Source organism: Acinetobacter sp. ANC_7504, assembly GCF_056779995.1.
Genome location: NZ_JBWYIZ010000001.1, coordinates 578566 through 598204 on the forward strand (window position 1 = coordinate 578566; position 19639 = coordinate 598204).

The following is a 19639-nucleotide window of genomic DNA, read 5'->3' on the forward strand; positions in this document are numbered from 1 at the left end:
TTATTTTGTATTCATTATTTTCAATTGTGGAATTACACGTTCTAACCAACTGATCCAACCTTGCTCTAATTCAATGCCTAATTGAAGAATCATTTTATGAATATAGAGTGTACGATCATCATTATTTTTATTGGCAAAATCTTTGTCGTAAATCGCTTGGTATATTTTTAACTTATTTTTATGAATTTCTAAATGAGACTCCAATTCTGTCAGCACATTATTACCACCTAGTTGTGCTTCAGCTCTTAAACGCACCATCAATTCTTCTCTGAGTTGGGCAGGCTCACTATGCTGTACCATCCAATTGGCAAGTTCAGTTCGACCTAGAGCATCAACTTTATATTTTTTCTTTCTCGAGTTGGGATCACCTTCATCAATAGTCGAAATCCAACCTTTTTTTTGCATAGCATTGAGTTCACGATAGATTTGTTGGTGAGTTGCATTCCAAAAGAATCCCATAGAACGGTCAAAGCGACGTGCAAGTTCAATACCTGTACTTGGTTTTTCAATGAGACTGGTCAACAAAACATGTGCTAAAGACATAAATCATATATCGTAAAATGTTGAATCAACTTAATTATGCAACATGTTGCATAAAAAGCAAAATTAGAATATATATTTATGCAACAAGTTGCATGAAACACACAATAATAGCAAGCAAACGCGAGCCATGAGGTCAGAATGTCAAATTATCCAAACTTACTTGCACCACTAGATTTAGGTTTTACCACTTTAAAAAATCGTGTATTGATGGGTTCAATGCACGTAGGTTTAGAAGAGGTTGAAGGTGGCTATGAACGTATGGCCGCATTTTATGCTGAGCGTGCTCAAGGACAGGTCGGTCTTATCGTGACGGGGGGAATTTCACCCAACGATGCTGGTGTGACTTTTGCGGGAGGGTCAAAATTAGACTCGATTGCTGAAGCTGAGAAACATAAAATCATTACACAAGCAGTACATGATGCTGGCGGTAAGATTGCAATGCAGATTTTGCATACTGGTCGATATTCATATCAGCCTGAAAACGTTGCACCATCAGCAATTCAGGCACCAATTAATCCAGTTAAACCTCATGCTTTAAGCTCGGCTGAAGTTCATCAAACCATTGATGATTTTGCTAACTGTGCAAAGCTGGCTCAATATGCAGGTTATGATGGTGTTGAGATTATGGGGTCTGAAGGTTACCTCATCAATGAATTTATCGCAGCACGTACCAATCACCGTGATGACGAATGGGGTGGGAGTTATGAAAACCGCATTCGTTTGCCGATTGAAATTGTAAAACGTACCCGTGCAGAGGTGGGTGAAAACTTTATTATCATTTATAGACTTTCGATGCTCGACTTGGTTGAGGGCGGTTCAACGCTTGAGGAGGTCATCCATCTTGCAAAAGAAATTGAGAAAGCCGGAGCGACTATCATTAACACAGGGATTGGTTGGCATGAAGCGCGTATACCCACGATTGCAACGAAAGTACCTCGAGCAGCATTTACATGGGTGACAGAAAAGCTAAAAGGTGAAGTTAATATTCCATTGATTACCTCAAATCGTATCAATACCCCTGAAATGGCTGAACACGTGTTAGCTTCAGGTCATGCAGATATGATTTCTATGGCTCGCCCAATGCTTGCAGATGCAGAATTTGTACTAAAAGCTGAACAGGGTAGAAGTGACGAAATCAACACGTGTATTGGCTGTAACCAAGCGTGTTTGGATCATATTTTTTCACTCAGAATTGCGTCATGCTTGGTTAACCCACGTGCATGCCATGAAACTGAACTCATTTTTAAAGAAACCCATACGCCTAAAAAAATTGCTGTCATTGGTGCAGGTCCTGCAGGATTGAGTTTTGCTACTTATGCAGCTGACCGTGGTCATCAAGTCACCATCTTTGAAGCAGCCGATCAAATTGGGGGGCAATTTAATATTGCAAAAACGATTCCAGGAAAGGAGGAGTTTTATGAGACATTGCGTTACTTTAAGCGAAAAATTGAGCTGCAACCTTTAATTCAATTAAAACTTAATCATACAGTAACTTTTGAAGAGCTCAATACAGATCAGTTTGATGAAATTGTCGTCGCTACAGGTGTGACACCTCGACATTTAGATATTGAAGGAATTGATCATCCAAAAGTGTTGTCTTATATCGAAGTTTTAAGAGAGAAAAAACCAGTCGGACAGCGTGTTGCGATTATTGGTGCTGGTGGTATTGGTTTTGATACTGCTGAGTATCTAACCCATGAGGGGGAAAGTGGAAGCTTGAATCCTCAAAAATTTTATGATGAATGGGGAATTGATACATCATATTCTAATGTAGGAGGTTTAAAACCTGCTCAAGTTGAACAGCCATCACGTGAAATCTACTTATTACAACGTAAAGCGACTTCAGTTGGTGCAGGCTTGGGTAAAACGACGGGTTGGATTCATCGTACTGGATTAAAAAATCGCGATGTAAAAATGGTTCCAGGTGCAACGTATAACAAGATTGATGACCAAGGTTTACATATCACAATCAACGAACAAACAACCGTCTTAGACGTGGATCATGTGGTGATTTGTGCAGGTCAAGAATCATATACGGCTATGTTTGATCAACTCGAGCAGGTAGGTAAAAAAGTTCATTTAATTGGTGGGGCGAAAGAGGCGGGTGAGCTAGATGCAAAACGTGCGATTCGTCAAGGCGCTGAATTGGCTGCCAAGATTTAAGCCAGAAAATTTCTCTCCTGTATTCTAGATGAAAGTGCAAGAAGAGGATTTGGAGAGGGTACTTAATTGAATGAGACCTCTCCTTGACGCAGTATTCTCCCTTTTCTTCTAAAAGATTGGACTGATACAACAAAAAGGACATAAAAATGACACTCGAAACCACACAAAAATCTATTCAACGTTGGCACCATATGCTTGAAACGCGTGATTTAAGTCTATTGAATGAGCTTTTGTCTGAAGAAGTCGTATTTAAATCACCCGTCGCATTTAAGCCTTATCCAGGCAAACAAGTTGTTACTTTTATTTTGACCAATGTGATTGAGATCTTTGAAAATTTTCGTTATCACCGTGAGTTCTATACAGCAGATGGGCTCAGTGTTGTGCTTGAATTTTCCGCAAATGTGGGTGAAAAAACATTAAAAGGCATTGATATGATCCAGTTTAATGAGCAAGGTCAAATTATTGACTTTGAGGTGATGATTCGGCCTAAAAGTGGTTTAGAAGCTTTGGCGTTGCAAATGGGCCAACGTATGGCTCAATTTCTACCAAAATAAATTAGGCATGTTTTTGGCTTATGAATTGGAATAAGTAAATTCGGAGTCTGTATGAATCTTAATCAGCGTTTCAAGTGGGTGCAGGAATTCACTCAAACCCAATTTGATTATTTTACTGGTGCAGCTATACCTTCAATCTATTTTAATCCGCAAGGTGAGTTAGCGCATGTGATTTCAAACTTGAAACGTTTGCATTATAAATATAGACCAACGCCGTGGCTCTCGAATACGCATGCTCACTTAGTGTATTTTGATAAAATTCGAAAGAAAACCGTAAAATTAGAATATGACTTCATTGAACAGTTAACAATGTCTGATGGGGGAACGACGGGTATTGCTTGGTATGGTATGCATCTGCCTGCGGAAACACCTACTATTTTAGTGCTACATACCATTACTGGAAGCCCAGCCAGTATGAGAGAATTGGTCAGAGACTTACATCAAGTAACTGGTTGGCGTATCGCATTGTGTTTAAGACGAGGGCATGCAGGTCTACCACTTTCAGTTCCTAAAATTAATCTCTTTGGAAACACGCAAGATCTAAGAGAGCAGATCGAACGTATTCAACAGCGCTTACCATATTCTAAATTGTATGCAGTTGGGTCTTCAGCAGGAACTGGATTATTGGTTCGATATTTAGGTGAGGAAGAAAGCTCCACACCAATTCAAGCGGCTTTCGCACTTTGTCCTGGATACAATACGGAAACTGGTTTTTCAAATGTTCATCCTTTTTATAGCCGTTTGATGGCAAAAAAGTTAAATGCACATTTTTTAAAACCGTATGAGCAACATTGGCGAAATTTAGAAAGTTTAAAGCAACTGAGTGTTGCTAAAGATTTATTTGATTTTGAAAAAACATATTATCAGTTCGCTGGATTTGAAAATTATGACGCATATTGTAAAGCGACAAATCCCATCTATGTCTTTGAGAAGATTAGAGTGCCGTTGATGATTTTAAATTCGGAAGACGATCCAGTATGCCATATCCGCAATTTAGAGCCTTATAAAGAAGTGATTCAACATATGCCGAACATGGCTGTAGTGACCACAAAAAAAGGAAGCCATTGCTGTTTCTATGAAGGTAATAAAAATCCAGAATCTTGGGCACACAAATTAATTGCAGAATTTTTTTTAGAATTAGAGAAAGCTTGACAATTTTTGTTGTTTATAAATGAATAACAATTTGACTTTCATTCATGTTGACATAAAAAAACCGAGTCATGTCACTCGGTTTTTTAATTTGAAAATTAGTTTTCTAAAGCAGGGGTAGCAGCAGCAATAGCAGCGGCAACAGCATCATCTTCAGATTGAGAACCACCCGTTGATGCACTTGGAGAAGGTGTAGGGCGTTCTACATTTTCAACAGTTGGTGCTGGCGCAGGATTCGTTTGTGCAGGAGCATCACGGTATTCACGACGAATAGTCGCTGACGTATTGTTTGTCTCCTGATGCTCAATTTCAACTTGAGTTGGTGGCTCAGGTTCGATTTCAGGTTCAGAAATCTCTATGTTCTCAATTTGTTCTGCCTGTTCAGTTGTTTCAACAGTTTGTTCCTGTTCTTCTTCCTTAGGCGCTTCTTTTTTTACACATGCAGTAACGAGGAGTGCAGATAAGATTGCACCACCGATTAAAAGTTTTTTATTCATAGTTGCTCAAAACAAACTAGCTAGATCGACTAACGTAGTATAACAGCAAATTAACAGATGAAAATCACTGAAAGTGTGCGTGAATCTTTATTGGAAATGATGATAGAATAACCAATTGTTTATTGTTCTTTGAATTGATGCGGATTGACTTTGCTTTATAGGTACAGAGTAAAGTAAAATTGCGCAACATTGCAGGCCGATTTAGGCTCGATTGTACGAGAAACCCAATGACCCATTTTATTTTCGTTACTGGTGGTGTTGTTTCATCACTAGGTAAAGGTATTTCAGCTGCTTCAGTTGCTGCACTTTTAGAAGCCCGTGGATTAAAAGTAACCATGGTGAAAATGGATCCATACATTAATGTCGATCCAGGGACGATGAGCCCGTTCCAACATGGTGAAGTTTTTGTCACAGAGGATGGTGCGGAAACTGACTTAGACTTGGGTTATTACGAACGTTTCTTGCGTCGTGCGAAAATGACCAAGCTTAATAACTTTACATCTGGTCGCGTGTACCAAGACGTTTTAAATAAAGAGCGTCGCGGTGATTACCTTGGTGGAACAGTTCAAGTTATTCCACACATTACAGACAATATTAAAGAACGTGTTCTTCGCGCTGGCGAAGGCTATGACGTTGCTATTGTTGAGATTGGCGGTACAGTAGGTGACATTGAATCTCTCCCATTCATGGAATCTGTTCGTCAGTTAATGGTTGAACTTGGTCACAAACGCACAATGCTGATGCATTTAACGTTGTTGCCATATATCAAGTCAGCTGCAGAGTTGAAAACAAAACCAACTCAGCACTCGGTGAAAGAATTACTCTCAATCGGTATTCAACCAGATATTTTGATCTGTCGTACTGAACACGATGTTGATGCTGATACAAAGCGTAAAATTGCGTTGTTCACGAACGTAGAAGCTCGTGCAGTTGTGGTGTGTAAAGATGCACGCACAATTTACGAAATTCCACGTACGTTCTATGAACAAGACGTTGATGATTTAATTTGCGAGCGTTTTGGTTATAACGATTTACCAGAAGCCGATCTTTCAGATTGGGATAATGTCGTAGAAGCATTATTAAACCCTGAGTACACTGTTCGTGTTGCGATGGTGGGTAAATATGTTGAACTTCCAGATGCTTATAAATCTGTGAACGAAGCACTTTTACATGCGGGTATCCAAAACCGCGTTAAAGTTCAAATTGATTATGTCAATGCCGAAGAACTTGAAAGCCAAGATGTAGCAGAAGTGTTGAAAGATGCTGACGCAATCTTAGTTCCTGGTGGTTTTGGCGAGCGCGGTACTGAAGGTAAGATGCAAGCGATTAAATTCGCACGTGAGAATGGAATTCCATTCCTTGGTATTTGCTTAGGTATGCAACTTGCGGTCATTGAATACGCACGTAATGTTGCTGGTATTGCAGATGCAACCTCAACAGAATTTAACCGTTCAACTAAATCGCCTTTAATTGGTTTAATTACGGAATGGTTAGACGAACGTGGTGAAGTACAGCAACGTTCTGTAGATTCTGACCTTGGTGGAACAATGCGTCTTGGCGCTCAAAAATCAGAATTGGTTGAAGGCACTAAAACTGCAGAAGTGTATGGTTCAGTAGAAATTATTGAACGTCATCGCCATCGTTACGAAATGAATAATCGTTATATTCCTGCTTTAGAAGAAAAAGGCATGAAAATTTCTGGTTATTCGCCAATCCAACGTTTAGTTGAAACTGTTGAAATTCCTCAACATCCTTGGTTTATTGCTGTACAATTCCACCCGGAATTTACAAGTTCTCCACGTGATGGTCATCCATTATTTGCTGGTTTTATTGATGCTGCTAAAAAACAGTATCAAAAATCGAAATAATGAATGTCTTAGGACATAACTAGGAAGTTTAAATGTCACAATTAAAAGCACAAGAAATTGTACGTTTAGGCGATATACAAATGGCAAATCATTTGCCATTTGTATTATTCGGCGGAATGAATGTACTTGAATCAAAAGATTTAGCTTTTGAAATTGCAGAAACTTATGTTGATATTTGCAAACGTTTGGATATTCCATATGTTTTCAAAGCAAGCTTTGATAAAGCAAATCGTTCGAGCTTAAATTCTTTCCGCGGACCTGGTCTTGAAAAAGGAATTGAGTGGTTAGCTGACATTAAAAAACATTTTAATGTTCCGATCATTACAGATGTTCATGAACCATATCAAGCAGCACCTGTGGCTGAAGTGGCTGACATCATTCAATTACCTGCTTTCCTTAGCCGTCAAACAGATCTTGTTGAGGCGATGGCAAAAACTCAAGCCATTATCAATATCAAAAAAGCGCAATTCTTAGCACCGCATGAAATGCGTCATATCTTGCATAAATGTTTGGAAGCCGGGAATGACAAGCTGATTTTATGTGAGCGTGGCTCAGCATTTGGTTACAACAACTTAGTTGTCGATATGCTTGGTTTCGACATCATGAAAGAAATGAATGTGCCAGTCTTCTTTGATGTGACACATGCACTTCAAACCCCAGGTGGTCGTGCAGATTCAGCAGGTGGTCGTCGCGCACAAATTACGACATTAGCGCGTGCGGGTATGGCTACAGGTCTAGCAGGTCTTTTTCTGGAAGGACATCCTGATCCAGAAAAAGCAAAATGTGATGGACCTTGCGCTCTTCGAATGTCTCAACTTGAGCCATTCTTAGCTCAGCTTAAAGAATTGGATACCTTGGTTAAAGGTTTCAAAAAATTAGATACACACTGATGCAGCGTTAGACGCATCGTTTTATTAATCAACTGAGGAATTGTTCATGAGCCAAATCGTTGACATTCGTGCACGTGAAATTTTGGACTCTCGTGGTAACCCAACCATCGAAGCAGACGTTATCTTAGCATCTGGCGTAGTTGGCCGTGCATGTGCACCATCTGGTGCTTCAACTGGTTCTCGTGAAGCTTTAGAACTTCGTGATGGCGATAAAGCACGTTACTTAGGTAAAGGTGTTAAAACAGCTGTGAACAACGTAAACACGTTAATCCGTGACGCGTTAGTGGGTAAATCAGTATTCGAACAAAAAGACATCGATAATACGATGATCGCTTTAGACGGAACTGAAAACAAAGAAAAATTAGGTGCGAACGCAACTTTGGCAGTGTCTTTGGCTGCTGCGCGTGCTGCTGCTGACGAAAAGAAAACTCCTCTTTTCCAATACATCGCAGACCTTCGTAACAACAGCATTTTAACAATGCCTGTTCCAATGATGAACATCTTAAACGGTGGTTCACATGCGGACAATAACGTTGATATCCAAGAGTTCATGATTGAGCCAGTTGGCTTCACTTCATTCTCTGAAGCACTTCGCGCAGGCGCAGAAATCTTCCATTCTTTAAAATCAGTTTTAAAGAAACAAGGTTTAAATACTGCTGTTGGTGATGAAGGTGGTTTCGCGCCGAACTTACGTTCAAACGAAGAAGCAATTACAGTTATTCTTGAAGCAATTGAAAAAACTGGCTACAAAGCGGGTTCTGACATTATGCTTGCGCTTGACTGTGCATCTTCAGAATTCTACAAAGATGGTCAGTACATCCTTGCTGGTGAAGGCAATAAAGCATTCACAAACAACCAATTCTCTGACTACCTTGCAGGTCTTGTAAACCAATATCCAATTATCTCTATTGAAGATGGTTTAGATGAATCTGATTGGGAAGGTTGGTCTTACCTAACTTCGATTCTTGGCGACAAGATTCAATTGGTTGGTGATGATTTGTTTGTTACAAATCCTAAAATCCTTCAACGTGGTATCAACGAAAAAGTTGGTAACTCTATCCTGATTAAGTATAACCAAATCGGTACGTTGACTGAAACTTTAGATGCGATCTATCTTGCTAAAGCAAATGGTTACTCTACAGTGATTTCTCACCGTTCTGGCGAAACTGAAGATTCTACAATTGCGGATCTTGCAGTAGGTACTGGTGCTGGTCAAATCAAAACTGGTTCACTTTGCCGTTCTGACCGTGTAGCGAAATACAACCAATTACTTCGTATTGAAGAATTAACGAATGCTATTTACCGCGGTAAAGCTGAGTTTAAAGGTTTAAATTAATCGTTTAGATTATTTTGAATTTCAAAAAACCACTCTGTAAAGAGTGGTTTTTTTTGTTATTAAGCTATGAAATAAAAAGTGTAAATATAATGACTCTAGAATATTCAATAACTTTTGATATTTAACAGTACATATTTTTAAAAGAAATCAATCAATGTGAATTTGTTTAACATTTGCATATTTAACACAGTTACACATACTACCTTTCTTTGTTTTAGGGTATATTAGTGCTCTAATTTCATGATGTTAACTAAGCCTCAAATATAATGTTAGACGTCTTTAAAACTACTTCAAGTAAAGTGATTTTGCTGGTGGCAATAATTTTAATTGCCATCTTTCAATATCGCTTTTGGCTCGGTGAAGGAGGATATTTCCCTCATCAGGCGCTACTTCAGCAAATGAATCAACAAGCTGAAACAAATGAAGAGTTAAAAGAGCGTAATCGTATTCTGGCTGCTGAAGTGTATGATCTAAAAAATGGTGTAGAGGCGATTGAAGAACATGCACGTTTAGATCTTGGCTTAATTAAGCCTCATGAAACGTTTATTCAAATGAGTACAATCAGTACGAATTATAAGCCGATTTACATCGACCCAAATGCTAACGTAGATTTAAGAACCAATGAGTCTAGACAACCTGAATCTGAACAACCGTAAATTATGGGCTATTATTCCGGCAGCAGGTTCTGGTAGTCGATTTTCCAAATCAGCGTTAAAGCAATATCAAATTATCCAGAATAAAACTGTACTTGAGCATACTGTAGAACGTATTGCTCAATTGCCTATTGCTGGCTATGTATTGGCCATCTCAGAGCATGACCAATTTGCTCAGACACTTCAATTTGCTAAATCGGAAATCCTTCATTTCTGCTTAGGTGGTCAGGAGAGGGTTGATTCTGTACTTAACGGTTTAAAGTATTTAACCAATATTGCAGATGAAAATGATCTGGTGTTTGTGCATGATGCTGCTCGACCTTGTGTCAGCTTGAGCAATTTAGAGTCTTTAATTTGCCATGTTATTGAATCTAAGCATAGCGCAATTTTAGCAACGCCTGTGCGAGATACTTTAAAAAGAGTAGATCCGTCGAGTGCTATTGAAAAAACTGTAGATCGAAGTGCATTGTGGCAAGCACAAACTCCACAATTGTCGACCATTAAATTGTTAAAAACTTCCATTGAACACGCTTTAACTCACAGGATCACAATCACGGATGAAGCGAGTGCGCTTGAATATGCTCATCATCCAGTAGATGTGGTGATTGGACGATCTGATAATATTAAAATTACTTATCCTGAAGATTTAGAACTTGCTCGTCTGATTCTTCAGTCACAGTCTGACTCGAAATAATTTAGTTTTATGTTTGGGACTTTGCTTAAATAGCCAAAACATTGTCTTATAATAACGCCACTTAGAATATGCAATTCAGCCAATGATACCTTCACAACAGTACCGTTTTTTGCGTCATGCCTTGAGAGATGGACGAACAATCAAACATGATTCGTCACGTTGGACTAAATTACATTTAGATCCATGGTTACTTGGTTTTTTGATATTAAACGCAGCTTTTGGACTCATGGTTGTTTATAGTGCAACCAATCATGATTCAAGCATGGTGATTCGTCAGGCGACCAGTTTTGGTATCGGCTTTATTTTGCTGTTTATTTGTGCACAAATTCCTCCAAAAGTTTATCAAATTGTCAGTCCTTATCTGTATGCATTTTCGATTGTGCTTCTGCTTTTGGTATTGCTAATTGGTGATGTCCGCTTAGGCGCAAAACGCTGGATTTCTATTCCTGGATTAGGGAGTGTGCAGCCCAGTGAATTTATGAAATTTACGATGCCACTCATGATGGCTTGGTTTTTCAGTCTGCGGACTTTACCACCCAAATTTATGCATATTCTCTTTGCATTATTTCTGATGATGATTCCTTTTGTTTTAGTCGCATTACAGCCTGACTTAAACATTGGATTAATTATTCCCGGAATTTTTGTCATTTTTTTAAGTGGTATTTCTTGGCGTTTGATTGGGGCTGTGGTCGCTGGGTTTGCAGTGGTTGCACCATTATTATGGAATTTCTTTCTACAGGAATACCAAAAAAAGCGAATTTTAACTTTATTTGATCCTGAATCAGATCCGCTAGGTGCAGGGTGGAATATCATTCAGTCTAAAATTGCGATTGGTTCTGGTGGACTATTTGGTAAAGGTTTTAATGAAGGAACACAGTCTCATTTAGGTTATCTCCCCGAACATCATACAGACTTTATTATGTCTGCTTATGCAGAGGAATTTGGCTTTTTTGGTGTGTTCGTATTATTTGTTATTTTTGCTGCGATCATTATTCGTTGTTTGATTATTTCCATGAACAGCTTCCATAATTTTGGACGTCTTTATGCGGGTGCGGCAGGTTTAACTTTCTTTTTCTTTGTGTTTTTGAACAGTGGAATGGTGAGTGGAATACTTCCAGTAACGGGTGATCCATTGCCACTCATGAGTTATGGTGGTACGGCAGTCATTGCAACGCTTGCAGGTATGGGCATTGTAATGTCTATACATACTCATCGCTAAAACATCTGGGGTTGACAGCAAATTTTCAACTCACATTCTGCTTACTCTCACATCTATTGAAACTTTGAGTTTCAATGATTGCTCTAATCAGTCATTACACTTTTATGCTGAAGAAGATGAAAGTGTAGATGGAAGTTGATCTATGCTATTTGAGAGAGTAACTCTAAAAAAATTAACTTATTTCCTCATTTTTTTGTAATAACTAAATTTTTATCGATGGTAGAGAAAATTTGAGCTAAACAATGATCTTTGTAACGTTTCCCAAGCTAAAAATTCCTGTCTTAGCTGTTGTCTTAAACTTGGTTATCCATTTGTATAAAAATATTTTTTAAAATTGATTTTCGTAGATGTATAAAAAAATTAACTATGGCATATTAATTGCTGAATAAGAATTAAACGAATATTGCAGGAGAGAGGTCTTCTGTAGATCCGCCGAAGGAGCAACGACCCCGGAATCTCTCAGGCAAAAGGACTGTAATTATTCTCAATCATCTGGAGAGAAGTCTAATGATGTTTAGACTCACCGAAGGGGATGGAAATAATCATATGTTATGAAGATTTCCGAAGCTCTCAGGTACCGTGACAGATGGGGCATTGAAAATATAAAATTTTCAAGGAGCTTTTATGTCACATATTATGGTGATTGGTGCTGGCATTACAGGAATAACCACTGCCTACGAATTGTTAGAACTTGGTTATCAAGTCACGATTTTGGATAAAAACTTATACCCAGCAATGGAGACTTCATTTGCGAATGGAGGTCAACTCTCTGCATGTAATGCAGAGGTGTGGAATCAGAAAGCAACGGTACTGAAGGGTATCAAGTGGATGACCCAAAAAGATGCACCATTATTACTCAACCCATCTTTTGATTTGCATAAATACGCTTGGCTGATTGAATTTATGGGTAATATCAAGCATTACGAAGCCAACACACAAGAAACGGTAAGGCTGGCATTATTGGCAAGAAAACGGCTATTCGAAATTGCACAGAAAGAAAATATTCAATTCGATTTGGAAAAGCGTGGAATTTTGCACTTTTATCATAATCAGCAGGATTATGATGTAGCAATAAGAGTGAATGATTTGTTATGCAAAGGTGGATTAGAGCGTCACGCTGTTACAAATGGAGAAATTCACAGTATTGAACCAAGTTTGAAGGGAGAATATTACGGTGGTTTTTATTGTCCTGACGATGCCACAGGAGATATACACAAATACACCACGCATTTAGCCCAAGTGGTGGCGAATAAAGGTGGGAAATTTTTATACGGTGTAGAAGTTGAAGATTTAAATCTGGATCATTCAACAGAACAAGTTTCAGCTAAATATCGCGCTTGTGATCCTAAAAGTAGAGATATACCCGATGGATTTATTCAAGCTGATGCAATGGTCATTTGTGGTGGAGTTGGAAGCTATCATTTAGCACAACAGGCTGGAGATCGTGTCAATGTTTATCCAGTGAAAGGGTACTCGATTACAGTTCAGTTGAATGATGAACATAGCAAACAACATGCACCATGGGTAAGTTTATTGGATGAAAGTGCAAAAATTGTGACGTCGAGATTAGGTCGAGATCGTTTAAGAATTGCTGGTACTGCAGAATTTAATGGCTATAACCGAGACATCCGTATGGATCGCATACAACCTTTGGTTCATTGGGTGAATCATAATTTTGATATTTCAACTGAACATTGTGTCCCTTGGGCTGGATTAAGACCGATGATGCCGAATATGATGCCAGTGGTAAGACAAGGGAAGCATCCGAGAGTCTTTTATAATACCGGTCATGGGCATCTGGGTTGGACGCTGTCAGCTGCAACTGCTGCAATGATCAGTTTAGAAATTTCACAGAAAATAGCGGCTTAATGAAAAGCCACAATAGCATGAAAGCTATTGTGGCAAATACATTTATAGTCGAGTGAAAACTTGATCTGCATTCAAACGAGATTTAGGTAATTTGGCATTAAAATCTTTTTCACTTCGATAACCAAGCGCCAATAACACTGATGGAATCAGGCCTTTTGCGTCAAGATTTAACTCTTCAGCGATAATTTTTTCATCGAATCCTCCAATTGGAGTGGCATCAATACCTTCTAAACCTGCTGCAAATAAGGTTTGCCCAAGTGCAATAAAAGTTTGATTTTCAGACCAGCGCTGGATATCGCCTTTTTCGTTGCGATAATAATCAACATAGCCTAAGCGCGTATCTTTTTGAGCTTGTTTTGCTTGGTCATCTTTAAAACGACCGCTGATTTCATCTTGATTTAATAATTGATCTAGATGAGAGTCTGTAATGTCTTTATGCGTACAAAACAGAATTGTGTGTGAAGATTCAAGGACTTTCGGTGCATTATAAACATACTTACCAACCAGTGCTTTAGCAATGCGCTGTTTGGCTTCATCAGTTTCGATAACAAAGAAATGCCATGGTTGAATATTGATAGATGAAGGTGCGAGCCTTAAAGATTCCAATAATTTTTCAAACTTTTCTTGAGGGATCTTTTTTGAAGAATCGTATGCTTTGGTGGTGTAGCGAGATTGGGAGATGTTTAACAGATCCATATTATCCTCCGATTATTCACAATATATTCATCTAAAAATTTTAAATGAATCCGAACTGAAATATTTTCTATAGTTGATGTTAAATGATATGAAAAATCTGACTTGTCTTTAAATCAATAGGCATATTTTAAATCAGTATATTTTTCTAATGACATTGCAATTTGTTGGTTGATAAATGCGCGCACATCTTCTTCAGTCATAGGTTGACCATTCTTGCTGATATTATGTTCAATCGGTGCTTGGTCTGCGGCTTTAATTTTGTAGACAAGGTTGGTGATCAATTCGTAATCGTTATTATGGTTTACGATGTTAGTCACATATTGATATGAGTGCTCAAAGTTGAGATCTTGATGGGAAAATATAAATTGTTCAAAGATTGTCAATGCGGCGCCATCAGCAAGATTTTTGAGTTCATCAATAATTGTGGCATCTAGGCGTACATCATAACGTTCTGAGATTGCTTTACCATCGATTAATAATGACACTTTATCATCTTCATGGTGTTGAACAGTAATATTGCTGAAATTAGACATGACAAACTCACGAATTGAATTGAGTCGTTATTATCATATGCAGAAAAACTTAAAGCAAAACATACTGATTAATATTCAAACATTGAGTGAAATTTCAATTTAAAGGTTGATGAGATCATTATAAAAATAGAGGAACTAATAAGACCATGTTTTCAGTGTCAGATCATTGATTGACTGCTTAGAGAATTTCGATTGATTAATTTCCAAAATTTGAGCTTGATCCAAACGCCAGTCGCCTAAGACAATTCTTCTTTTATCTTGAGAGATATGGATTTGAGGGCGATGCGTATGACCATGAATTAGTAAATCAACTTCTTTCAATGCATCGTGGACAGCATCTTGATTTACATCCATGACATCATAAGATTTAAATTCTTTTGATTCGTGGCTTTTTTTTCTAAATCCATTTGCAAGTTGAGTACGAAAAGAAAGTGGGGTTTTCCGCAGTATCCAAATGAGGAGTGGATTTCTGATTATTTTTTTAAAACGTTGATAGGCGACATCGTCTGTACATAGCGAATCACCATGTTCTATACGAATTTGGACGTCATTTATTTTTAAGTTAGAGACTTCGGACAATAAGATGCCATCAAATTTATTTAAAAAAAATTGATTCAGCGCAAAATCACGATTGCCGACAGAAAATAGAACTTGATTTCCCTGTGCAGTAAATCTTTTTAAGCGTTCAACGATTTCATCGAGCCAAGGAGCTGTATAGTCATCACCAATCCATGCATTAAACCAATCACCTAAAATATAGAGTTGGGTTTGCTGGTCTTGATAATGATCTAATAAATCTAAAAACCCTCGAACGAGTCGAGGGTGTTCAGGTGACAGGTGTAAATCTGAAATAAACAGATAGGTCACTTAATATTCCTTATTTGCCTACATCCCCATCAACTTTAGATGGGGAAACGATCCCTTGAACATGATATTCGTTTTAAAGCAGTGCTTGAAAACTTAATAAGTTAAGGGGTAGGTTTTTTATTCAGAGATAATTTTAGCAGATTCGATCACAACGTTTTCTAGTGGAACGTCAGCGTGGTAGCCACGGTTGCCAGTGCGAACACTTTTGATTTCATTAACAACGTCCATACCTTCTACAACTTTACCAAATACTGCATAACCCCAACCTTGAGCTGTTTTACCCGTATGGTTAAGGAAAGCATTGTTTTTCACGTTAATGAAGAATTGTGCAGATGCTGAGTGAGGAGCTTGAGTACGTGCCATAGCAATCGTACCTTCGTCATTGCTTAAACCGTTGTCAGCTTCATTTTCAATAGAATCGCGAGTTGCTTTTTCTTTGAAGTTTTCATCCATGCCACCGCCTTGGATCATGAAACCGTCAATTACACGGTGGAAAATTACGCCATCATAAAAACCATCACGAACGTACTCTAAAAAGTTAGCAACAGTTTTAGGTGCTTTTTCAGAGTTAAGCTCTAGAACAATACGTCCTTTATTGGTGTTTAATTCGACTTGAGGAAAACTCATTCTATAATCTCCTGATCATGGACAAAAAGCCATGGGTTTGTGGTTGAGAGAAGCATAAGCAAACTGTAAACTACAAGGCAAGCAAAAACGTTATTTTCTTTGTTAATAATATGAAGATAGCGTTTTAATTATCCTATTTTATCTTATAGAAGTGATTTATCAACTATGAAGCCGAATGATGTTGTTTCATCCCTGCCAAATACCCCGACGACTAACAATCCATCAGTCGATGCTGCGCAGCAAGAACAACAACCGGGCTTAGACTTTGTACGTCAAGTAATTACAGAAGATCTTGCAGCAGGGCGTACAGATAAAGTCGTGACGCGCTTTCCACCAGAGCCTAATGGTTATTTACACATTGGACATGTTAAAGCGATTTGCCTGAATTTTGGTATTGCAGAAGAATTTTCTGGTTTATGTAATCTTCGTTTTGACGATACAAATCCAGATGCAGAAGAACAAGAATATGTAGATGGTATTGCGAACGATGTTAAATGGCTCGGTTTCGACTGGAATGGTGAACCACGCTACGCATCAAGTTACTTTGATCAATTGTATCAATGGGCGATTCAATTAATTAAACAAGGTGATGCATATGTCGATTTGCAATCTCCTGAAGAAATTAAGCTGAATCGTGGAAATTTTGTAGAACCAGGTAAAAATTCTCCGCAACGTGATGCAACGGTTGAAGAAAACTTAGCACGTTTTGAACAAATGCGTAATGGTGAGCTTGGAGAAGGCCAAGCAGTACTTCGTGCCAAGATTGATATGGCATCACCGAACGTACATATGCGTGATCCAATTCTTTACCGTGTTTTACATTCTGAGCATCATCAAACAGGCGATACGTGGAAAATCTATCCAATGTATGACTATGCTCATCCTTTGTCTGATGCGATTGAAGGCATTACGCACTCGTTATGTACGCTTGAATTCCAAGACCATCGCCCGTTCTATGATTGGGTTGTCGCTAAGGTAAATTCTCCAGCAGTTCCACGCCAGTACGAATCAAGCCGTTTGAATGTTGATTACACCATCACCTCAAAACGTAAATTACGTAAGCTGGTCGAAGGTGGTTACGTCAATGGTTGGAATGATCCACGTATGCCTACAGTCGTGGGAATGCGTCGTCGTGGCTTTACTCCAGAAGGCTTACGTGATTTCTGTAAGCGTGTGGGCGTATCTAAAACTGATGGTATTGTCGATGTTGCAATGCTTGAATTCTGCATTCGACAATCATTAGAAAATACTGCTGCACGTGGTATGGCGGTATTGAATCCTCTTAAAGTGACATTGACCAACCTTCCAGAGGATATGGATTTAACACACGCACGCCATCCAAATGTTGATATGGGTGATCGTGTAATTCCACTGACTTCTGAATTGTATATTGATCGTAAAGATTTTGAGGAAGAGCCGCCTAAAGGGTTTAAACGCTTAATTCCTGGTGGTGAAGTCCGTTTACGTCATGCTTATGTGATTAAATGTGATGAAGTGATTAAGGATGAAAATGGCGAAGTTGTTGAACTTAAATGCTCTATCGATCCGCATACTTTAGGTAAGAATCCAGAAGGTCGTAAAGTCAAAGGTGTTATTCATTGGGTATCTGCAAATAAAGGGATTCCTGCTGAAGTTCGTATTTATGATCGTCTATTTACTGAAGCCGCACCTGATGCGGACGATGATTTCTTAGCGAATTTAAATCCAGATTCTCTAAAAATTGTTCAAGCGGTAATTGAGCCTGCTTTAGCTCAAGCGAAGCCTGAAGATCGATTCCAATTCGAACGTGAAGGTTATTTTGTCGCTGATCAATTTGATCATACTGTTGAAAAACCTGTCTTTAACCGTATTTTGGATTTAAAAGATAGTTTTAAGCCTGCAAAATAAAGTTTGGTAATATCAAAAAAAGCCTGATTGATTCAGGCTTTTTTTTATTCAAATTTAGGTTAATAAATGATTTTTGTGATTAAATTCACATGATTAGATAAAGGTGAGTATTTAAGAATAATTTAATAAGTTATAAATAAAAACTAAAATAACATTATATTTCAAATATATATTTGACTATTTGGATTTTCAAGCGCATATTTAATTCAACCGAAAGGTTAATTTGAAACTTTGTTTTCCTCGAAACCCTGCTTAAGCGGGGCTTTTTTTTGATTTAGTTTCTGATGTTGCTGTAAAGCGATATACACAGGGCCTTTCAGTTTGCGCTGATCATTTAACTTTTTCTTAATATAAAATACCAAAGCAAAACAGGTGGTTGCTAAAGTTAAAAGAAGACTATTTAAGTAGCTCATGAGTGAGCTGATATAACCAATAGTGGTGAGTCTATTCATCATTTTGATGACTTGTGGACTACTTTCGATGCCCGTGATCGCCCAAGAACATAAGTGTTCACAATTATTAATAATGAGATGATAGTTATTTTCATGCATTCGAGAGCGCATTCGTCTTACGACAGCACGACCTGAATATTTGGGGGTGCTATAATGCCGAATCGTAATTTTTTTGCCATGTGCAAATTTTTGCAGAGATGTAATTTCGATCGGATGTTTTTTAAAGAGATGAGCAAAACCTGAATAATGAATAACACGACCCTTACCCACATAAATACCATGATGTGAATAACCAAAATGCTTAACAATTAAGTGAGCACCAAGAGGGAATGTTTTGACGTGTTTATACCGCATTTATAAAATATTCCAATAACTTTACAGATGTACATTTATTGAAAGAGAGTCCACAGTATAACCGAATTGGAAATAAATAATGAGGTATAAATACAATATAAGCACCCTAAAAAAGGTGCCTAAATTTTTTATTCAACTCAAATGAAGTTATGAGAAGAAAGCATTTTGTGCTTCACAATTTTTAATTGCATCTTCTTTAGGAAGCTGTTTAATTTGCTCTTCAAACTCGATTTTTTGACGATCTATGGCAGTTTGAGGAATACCGCTCTCTTTCGCTAATTTTTCAATGTTGCCCCAAACTTCCTCACATGCTGAAGGTAGCTTATTACAACCACTAAGCGATATGAAAGTCGCCCCTAAAATAATGAATAGAATATTTTTCATTGAATCCCCAAATGTATTTTTAATTATCCTATGAGCTTATCTTAATTGAACATTTTTAAATTGAACAGAAAATTTATCATAAAAAAAGCACTGTCTATGCAGTGCTTTTTTTCTTTACTGAAGGGTGATTTTGTTACTCAATAAATCAGTAAGATCTTTTTTTGAATAGCCACGCGAAATAAGAACTTTTTTGATTCCGCGGATTACATCTTCATCTGATGCCTTTTGTAAAGCCTCGATCAACTGATCGTTAGTCTTACATGAACAATCATTTTCAACACAAGCAATTTGATTTTTATGCTCGTTCTGCTGCGAATCTGATGAAAACAGCTTTTGCCAAAAACTCATAGAGCCTTCATTTGCAACCAAAGATAGGTCGAAATATAGTCGATTTAAAATTTAAT

The 19639-nt window shown here is 38.0% G+C and carries 20 protein-coding genes and 1 riboswitch; of the genes, 11 read left to right on the forward strand and 9 right to left on the reverse strand.

What is annotated here, in order from left to right; all coding sequences use genetic code 11:
- Window positions 1-543 (reverse strand): PadR family transcriptional regulator, encoded by a 543-nt coding sequence (locus AC1M9F_RS02785; protein WP_092766380.1) that lies wholly within the window; start codon window positions 541-543, stop codon window positions 1-3.
- Between the two features lie 138 nt (window positions 544-681).
- Here AC1M9F_RS02785 and AC1M9F_RS02790 point away from each other — a divergent pair, with 138 nt between their 5' ends.
- The 3 genes from AC1M9F_RS02790 (at window position 682) to AC1M9F_RS02800 (ending at window position 4412) form a co-directional block, all read left to right on the forward strand.
- Window positions 682-2706, forward strand: coding sequence for a 2,4-dienoyl-CoA reductase FMN-binding domain-containing protein (locus tag AC1M9F_RS02790; protein ID WP_481597005.1), 2025 nt, complete (start codon window positions 682-684; stop codon window positions 2704-2706).
- A 146-nt stretch (window positions 2707-2852) separates the two neighbouring features.
- The gene (locus AC1M9F_RS02795; RefSeq protein WP_035263736.1) at window positions 2853-3260 is read left to right on the forward strand and encodes a nuclear transport factor 2 family protein; all 408 of its coding nucleotides are present in this window, start codon (window positions 2853-2855) and stop codon (window positions 3258-3260) included.
- 51 nt (window positions 3261-3311) lie between these two features.
- Complete coding sequence (locus AC1M9F_RS02800; protein WP_481597006.1) at window positions 3312-4412, forward strand: YheT family hydrolase; 1101 nt, start codon at window positions 3312-3314, stop codon at window positions 4410-4412.
- A 95-nt stretch (window positions 4413-4507) separates the two neighbouring features.
- On the opposite strand, the gene AC1M9F_RS02805 is transcribed toward AC1M9F_RS02800, so the two are convergent.
- Complete coding sequence (locus tag AC1M9F_RS02805; RefSeq protein ID WP_035263733.1) at window positions 4508-4906, reverse strand: hypothetical protein; 399 nt, start codon at window positions 4904-4906, stop codon at window positions 4508-4510.
- Window positions 4907-5133: 227 nt separating this feature from the next.
- Between AC1M9F_RS02805 and AC1M9F_RS02810 the strand changes: the two genes are divergently transcribed.
- The 7 genes from AC1M9F_RS02810 (at window position 5134) to AC1M9F_RS02840 (ending at window position 13435) form a co-directional block, all read left to right on the forward strand.
- Window positions 5134-6774, forward strand: a complete 1641-nt coding sequence (locus AC1M9F_RS02810) for a CTP synthase (protein ID WP_179998118.1) — start codon at window positions 5134-5136, stop codon at window positions 6772-6774.
- Between the two features lie 32 nt (window positions 6775-6806).
- Window positions 6807-7664 (forward strand): 3-deoxy-8-phosphooctulonate synthase, encoded by an 858-nt coding sequence (gene kdsA, locus AC1M9F_RS02815; protein WP_035263729.1) that lies wholly within the window; start codon window positions 6807-6809, stop codon window positions 7662-7664.
- A 46-nt stretch (window positions 7665-7710) separates the two neighbouring features.
- Window positions 7711-9000 carry a phosphopyruvate hydratase gene (gene eno, locus AC1M9F_RS02820; protein ID WP_092766375.1) on the forward strand — a complete coding sequence of 430 codons (1290 nt, stop codon included), beginning with the start codon at window positions 7711-7713 and terminating at the stop codon, window positions 8998-9000.
- 266 nt (window positions 9001-9266) lie between these two features.
- The gene (gene ftsB / locus AC1M9F_RS02825; protein WP_035263725.1) at window positions 9267-9656 is read left to right on the forward strand and encodes a cell division protein FtsB; all 390 of its coding nucleotides are present in this window, start codon (window positions 9267-9269) and stop codon (window positions 9654-9656) included.
- Window positions 9622-10347 (forward strand): 2-C-methyl-D-erythritol 4-phosphate cytidylyltransferase, encoded by a 726-nt coding sequence (gene ispD, locus AC1M9F_RS02830; protein WP_481597007.1) that lies wholly within the window; start codon window positions 9622-9624, stop codon window positions 10345-10347. Before ftsB ends, ispD begins: the two co-directional genes overlap by 35 nt.
- Window positions 10348-10429: 82 nt before the next feature.
- The gene (gene rodA, locus AC1M9F_RS02835) at window positions 10430-11566 is read left to right on the forward strand and encodes a rod shape-determining protein RodA (protein WP_092766373.1); all 1137 of its coding nucleotides are present in this window, start codon (window positions 10430-10432) and stop codon (window positions 11564-11566) included.
- 396 nt (window positions 11567-11962) lie between these two features.
- A riboswitch (glycine riboswitch) is annotated at window positions 11963-12051 on the forward strand.
- A gap of 139 nt (window positions 12052-12190) precedes the next feature.
- Window positions 12191-13435 carry a D-amino acid dehydrogenase gene (locus tag AC1M9F_RS02840; protein ID WP_481597008.1) on the forward strand — a complete coding sequence of 415 codons (1245 nt, stop codon included), beginning with the start codon at window positions 12191-12193 and terminating at the stop codon, window positions 13433-13435.
- A 42-nt stretch (window positions 13436-13477) separates the two neighbouring features.
- Here the strand turns inward: AC1M9F_RS02840 and nfsB are convergent, their stop codons facing one another.
- The 4 genes from nfsB to AC1M9F_RS02860 form a co-directional block, all read right to left on the reverse strand.
- Window positions 13478-14131, reverse strand: coding sequence for an oxygen-insensitive NAD(P)H nitroreductase (nfsB, locus tag AC1M9F_RS02845; RefSeq protein WP_179998114.1), 654 nt, complete (start codon window positions 14129-14131; stop codon window positions 13478-13480).
- A 113-nt stretch (window positions 14132-14244) separates the two neighbouring features.
- A complete protein-coding gene (locus AC1M9F_RS02850; RefSeq protein WP_481597009.1) occupies window positions 14245-14664 on the reverse strand; it encodes a hypothetical protein in 420 nt (139 codons plus the stop codon).
- A 135-nt stretch (window positions 14665-14799) separates the two neighbouring features.
- Window positions 14800-15531: a UDP-2,3-diacylglucosamine diphosphatase gene (locus AC1M9F_RS02855; protein WP_481592692.1), complete on the reverse strand. Its 732-nt coding sequence runs from the start codon at window positions 15529-15531 to the stop codon at window positions 14800-14802.
- 117 nt (window positions 15532-15648) lie between these two features.
- Window positions 15649-16158, reverse strand: a complete 510-nt coding sequence (locus AC1M9F_RS02860; RefSeq protein ID WP_481597010.1) for a peptidylprolyl isomerase — start codon at window positions 16156-16158, stop codon at window positions 15649-15651.
- Between the two features lie 165 nt (window positions 16159-16323).
- Here AC1M9F_RS02860 and AC1M9F_RS02865 point away from each other — a divergent pair, with 165 nt between their 5' ends.
- Complete coding sequence (locus AC1M9F_RS02865; RefSeq protein WP_035263709.1) at window positions 16324-18045, forward strand: glutamine--tRNA ligase/YqeY domain fusion protein; 1722 nt, start codon at window positions 16324-16326, stop codon at window positions 18043-18045.
- 218 nt (window positions 18046-18263) lie between these two features.
- Here AC1M9F_RS02865 and AC1M9F_RS02870 read toward each other — a convergent pair whose 3' ends face one another.
- The 3 genes from AC1M9F_RS02870 to AC1M9F_RS02880 form a co-directional block, all read right to left on the reverse strand.
- Window positions 18264-18851: a lecithin retinol acyltransferase family protein gene (locus AC1M9F_RS02870; RefSeq protein ID WP_481597011.1), complete on the reverse strand. Its 588-nt coding sequence runs from the start codon at window positions 18849-18851 to the stop codon at window positions 18264-18266.
- 147 nt (window positions 18852-18998) lie between these two features.
- Entirely contained in the window at window positions 18999-19235 is a 237-nt protein-coding gene (locus AC1M9F_RS02875; RefSeq protein WP_092766368.1) for a hypothetical protein, read from the reverse strand.
- A 114-nt stretch (window positions 19236-19349) separates the two neighbouring features.
- Window positions 19350-19583 carry a hypothetical protein gene (locus tag AC1M9F_RS02880; protein WP_035263705.1) on the reverse strand — a complete coding sequence of 78 codons (234 nt, stop codon included), beginning with the start codon at window positions 19581-19583 and terminating at the stop codon, window positions 19350-19352.
- Window positions 19584-19639: the final 56 nt, after the last annotated feature.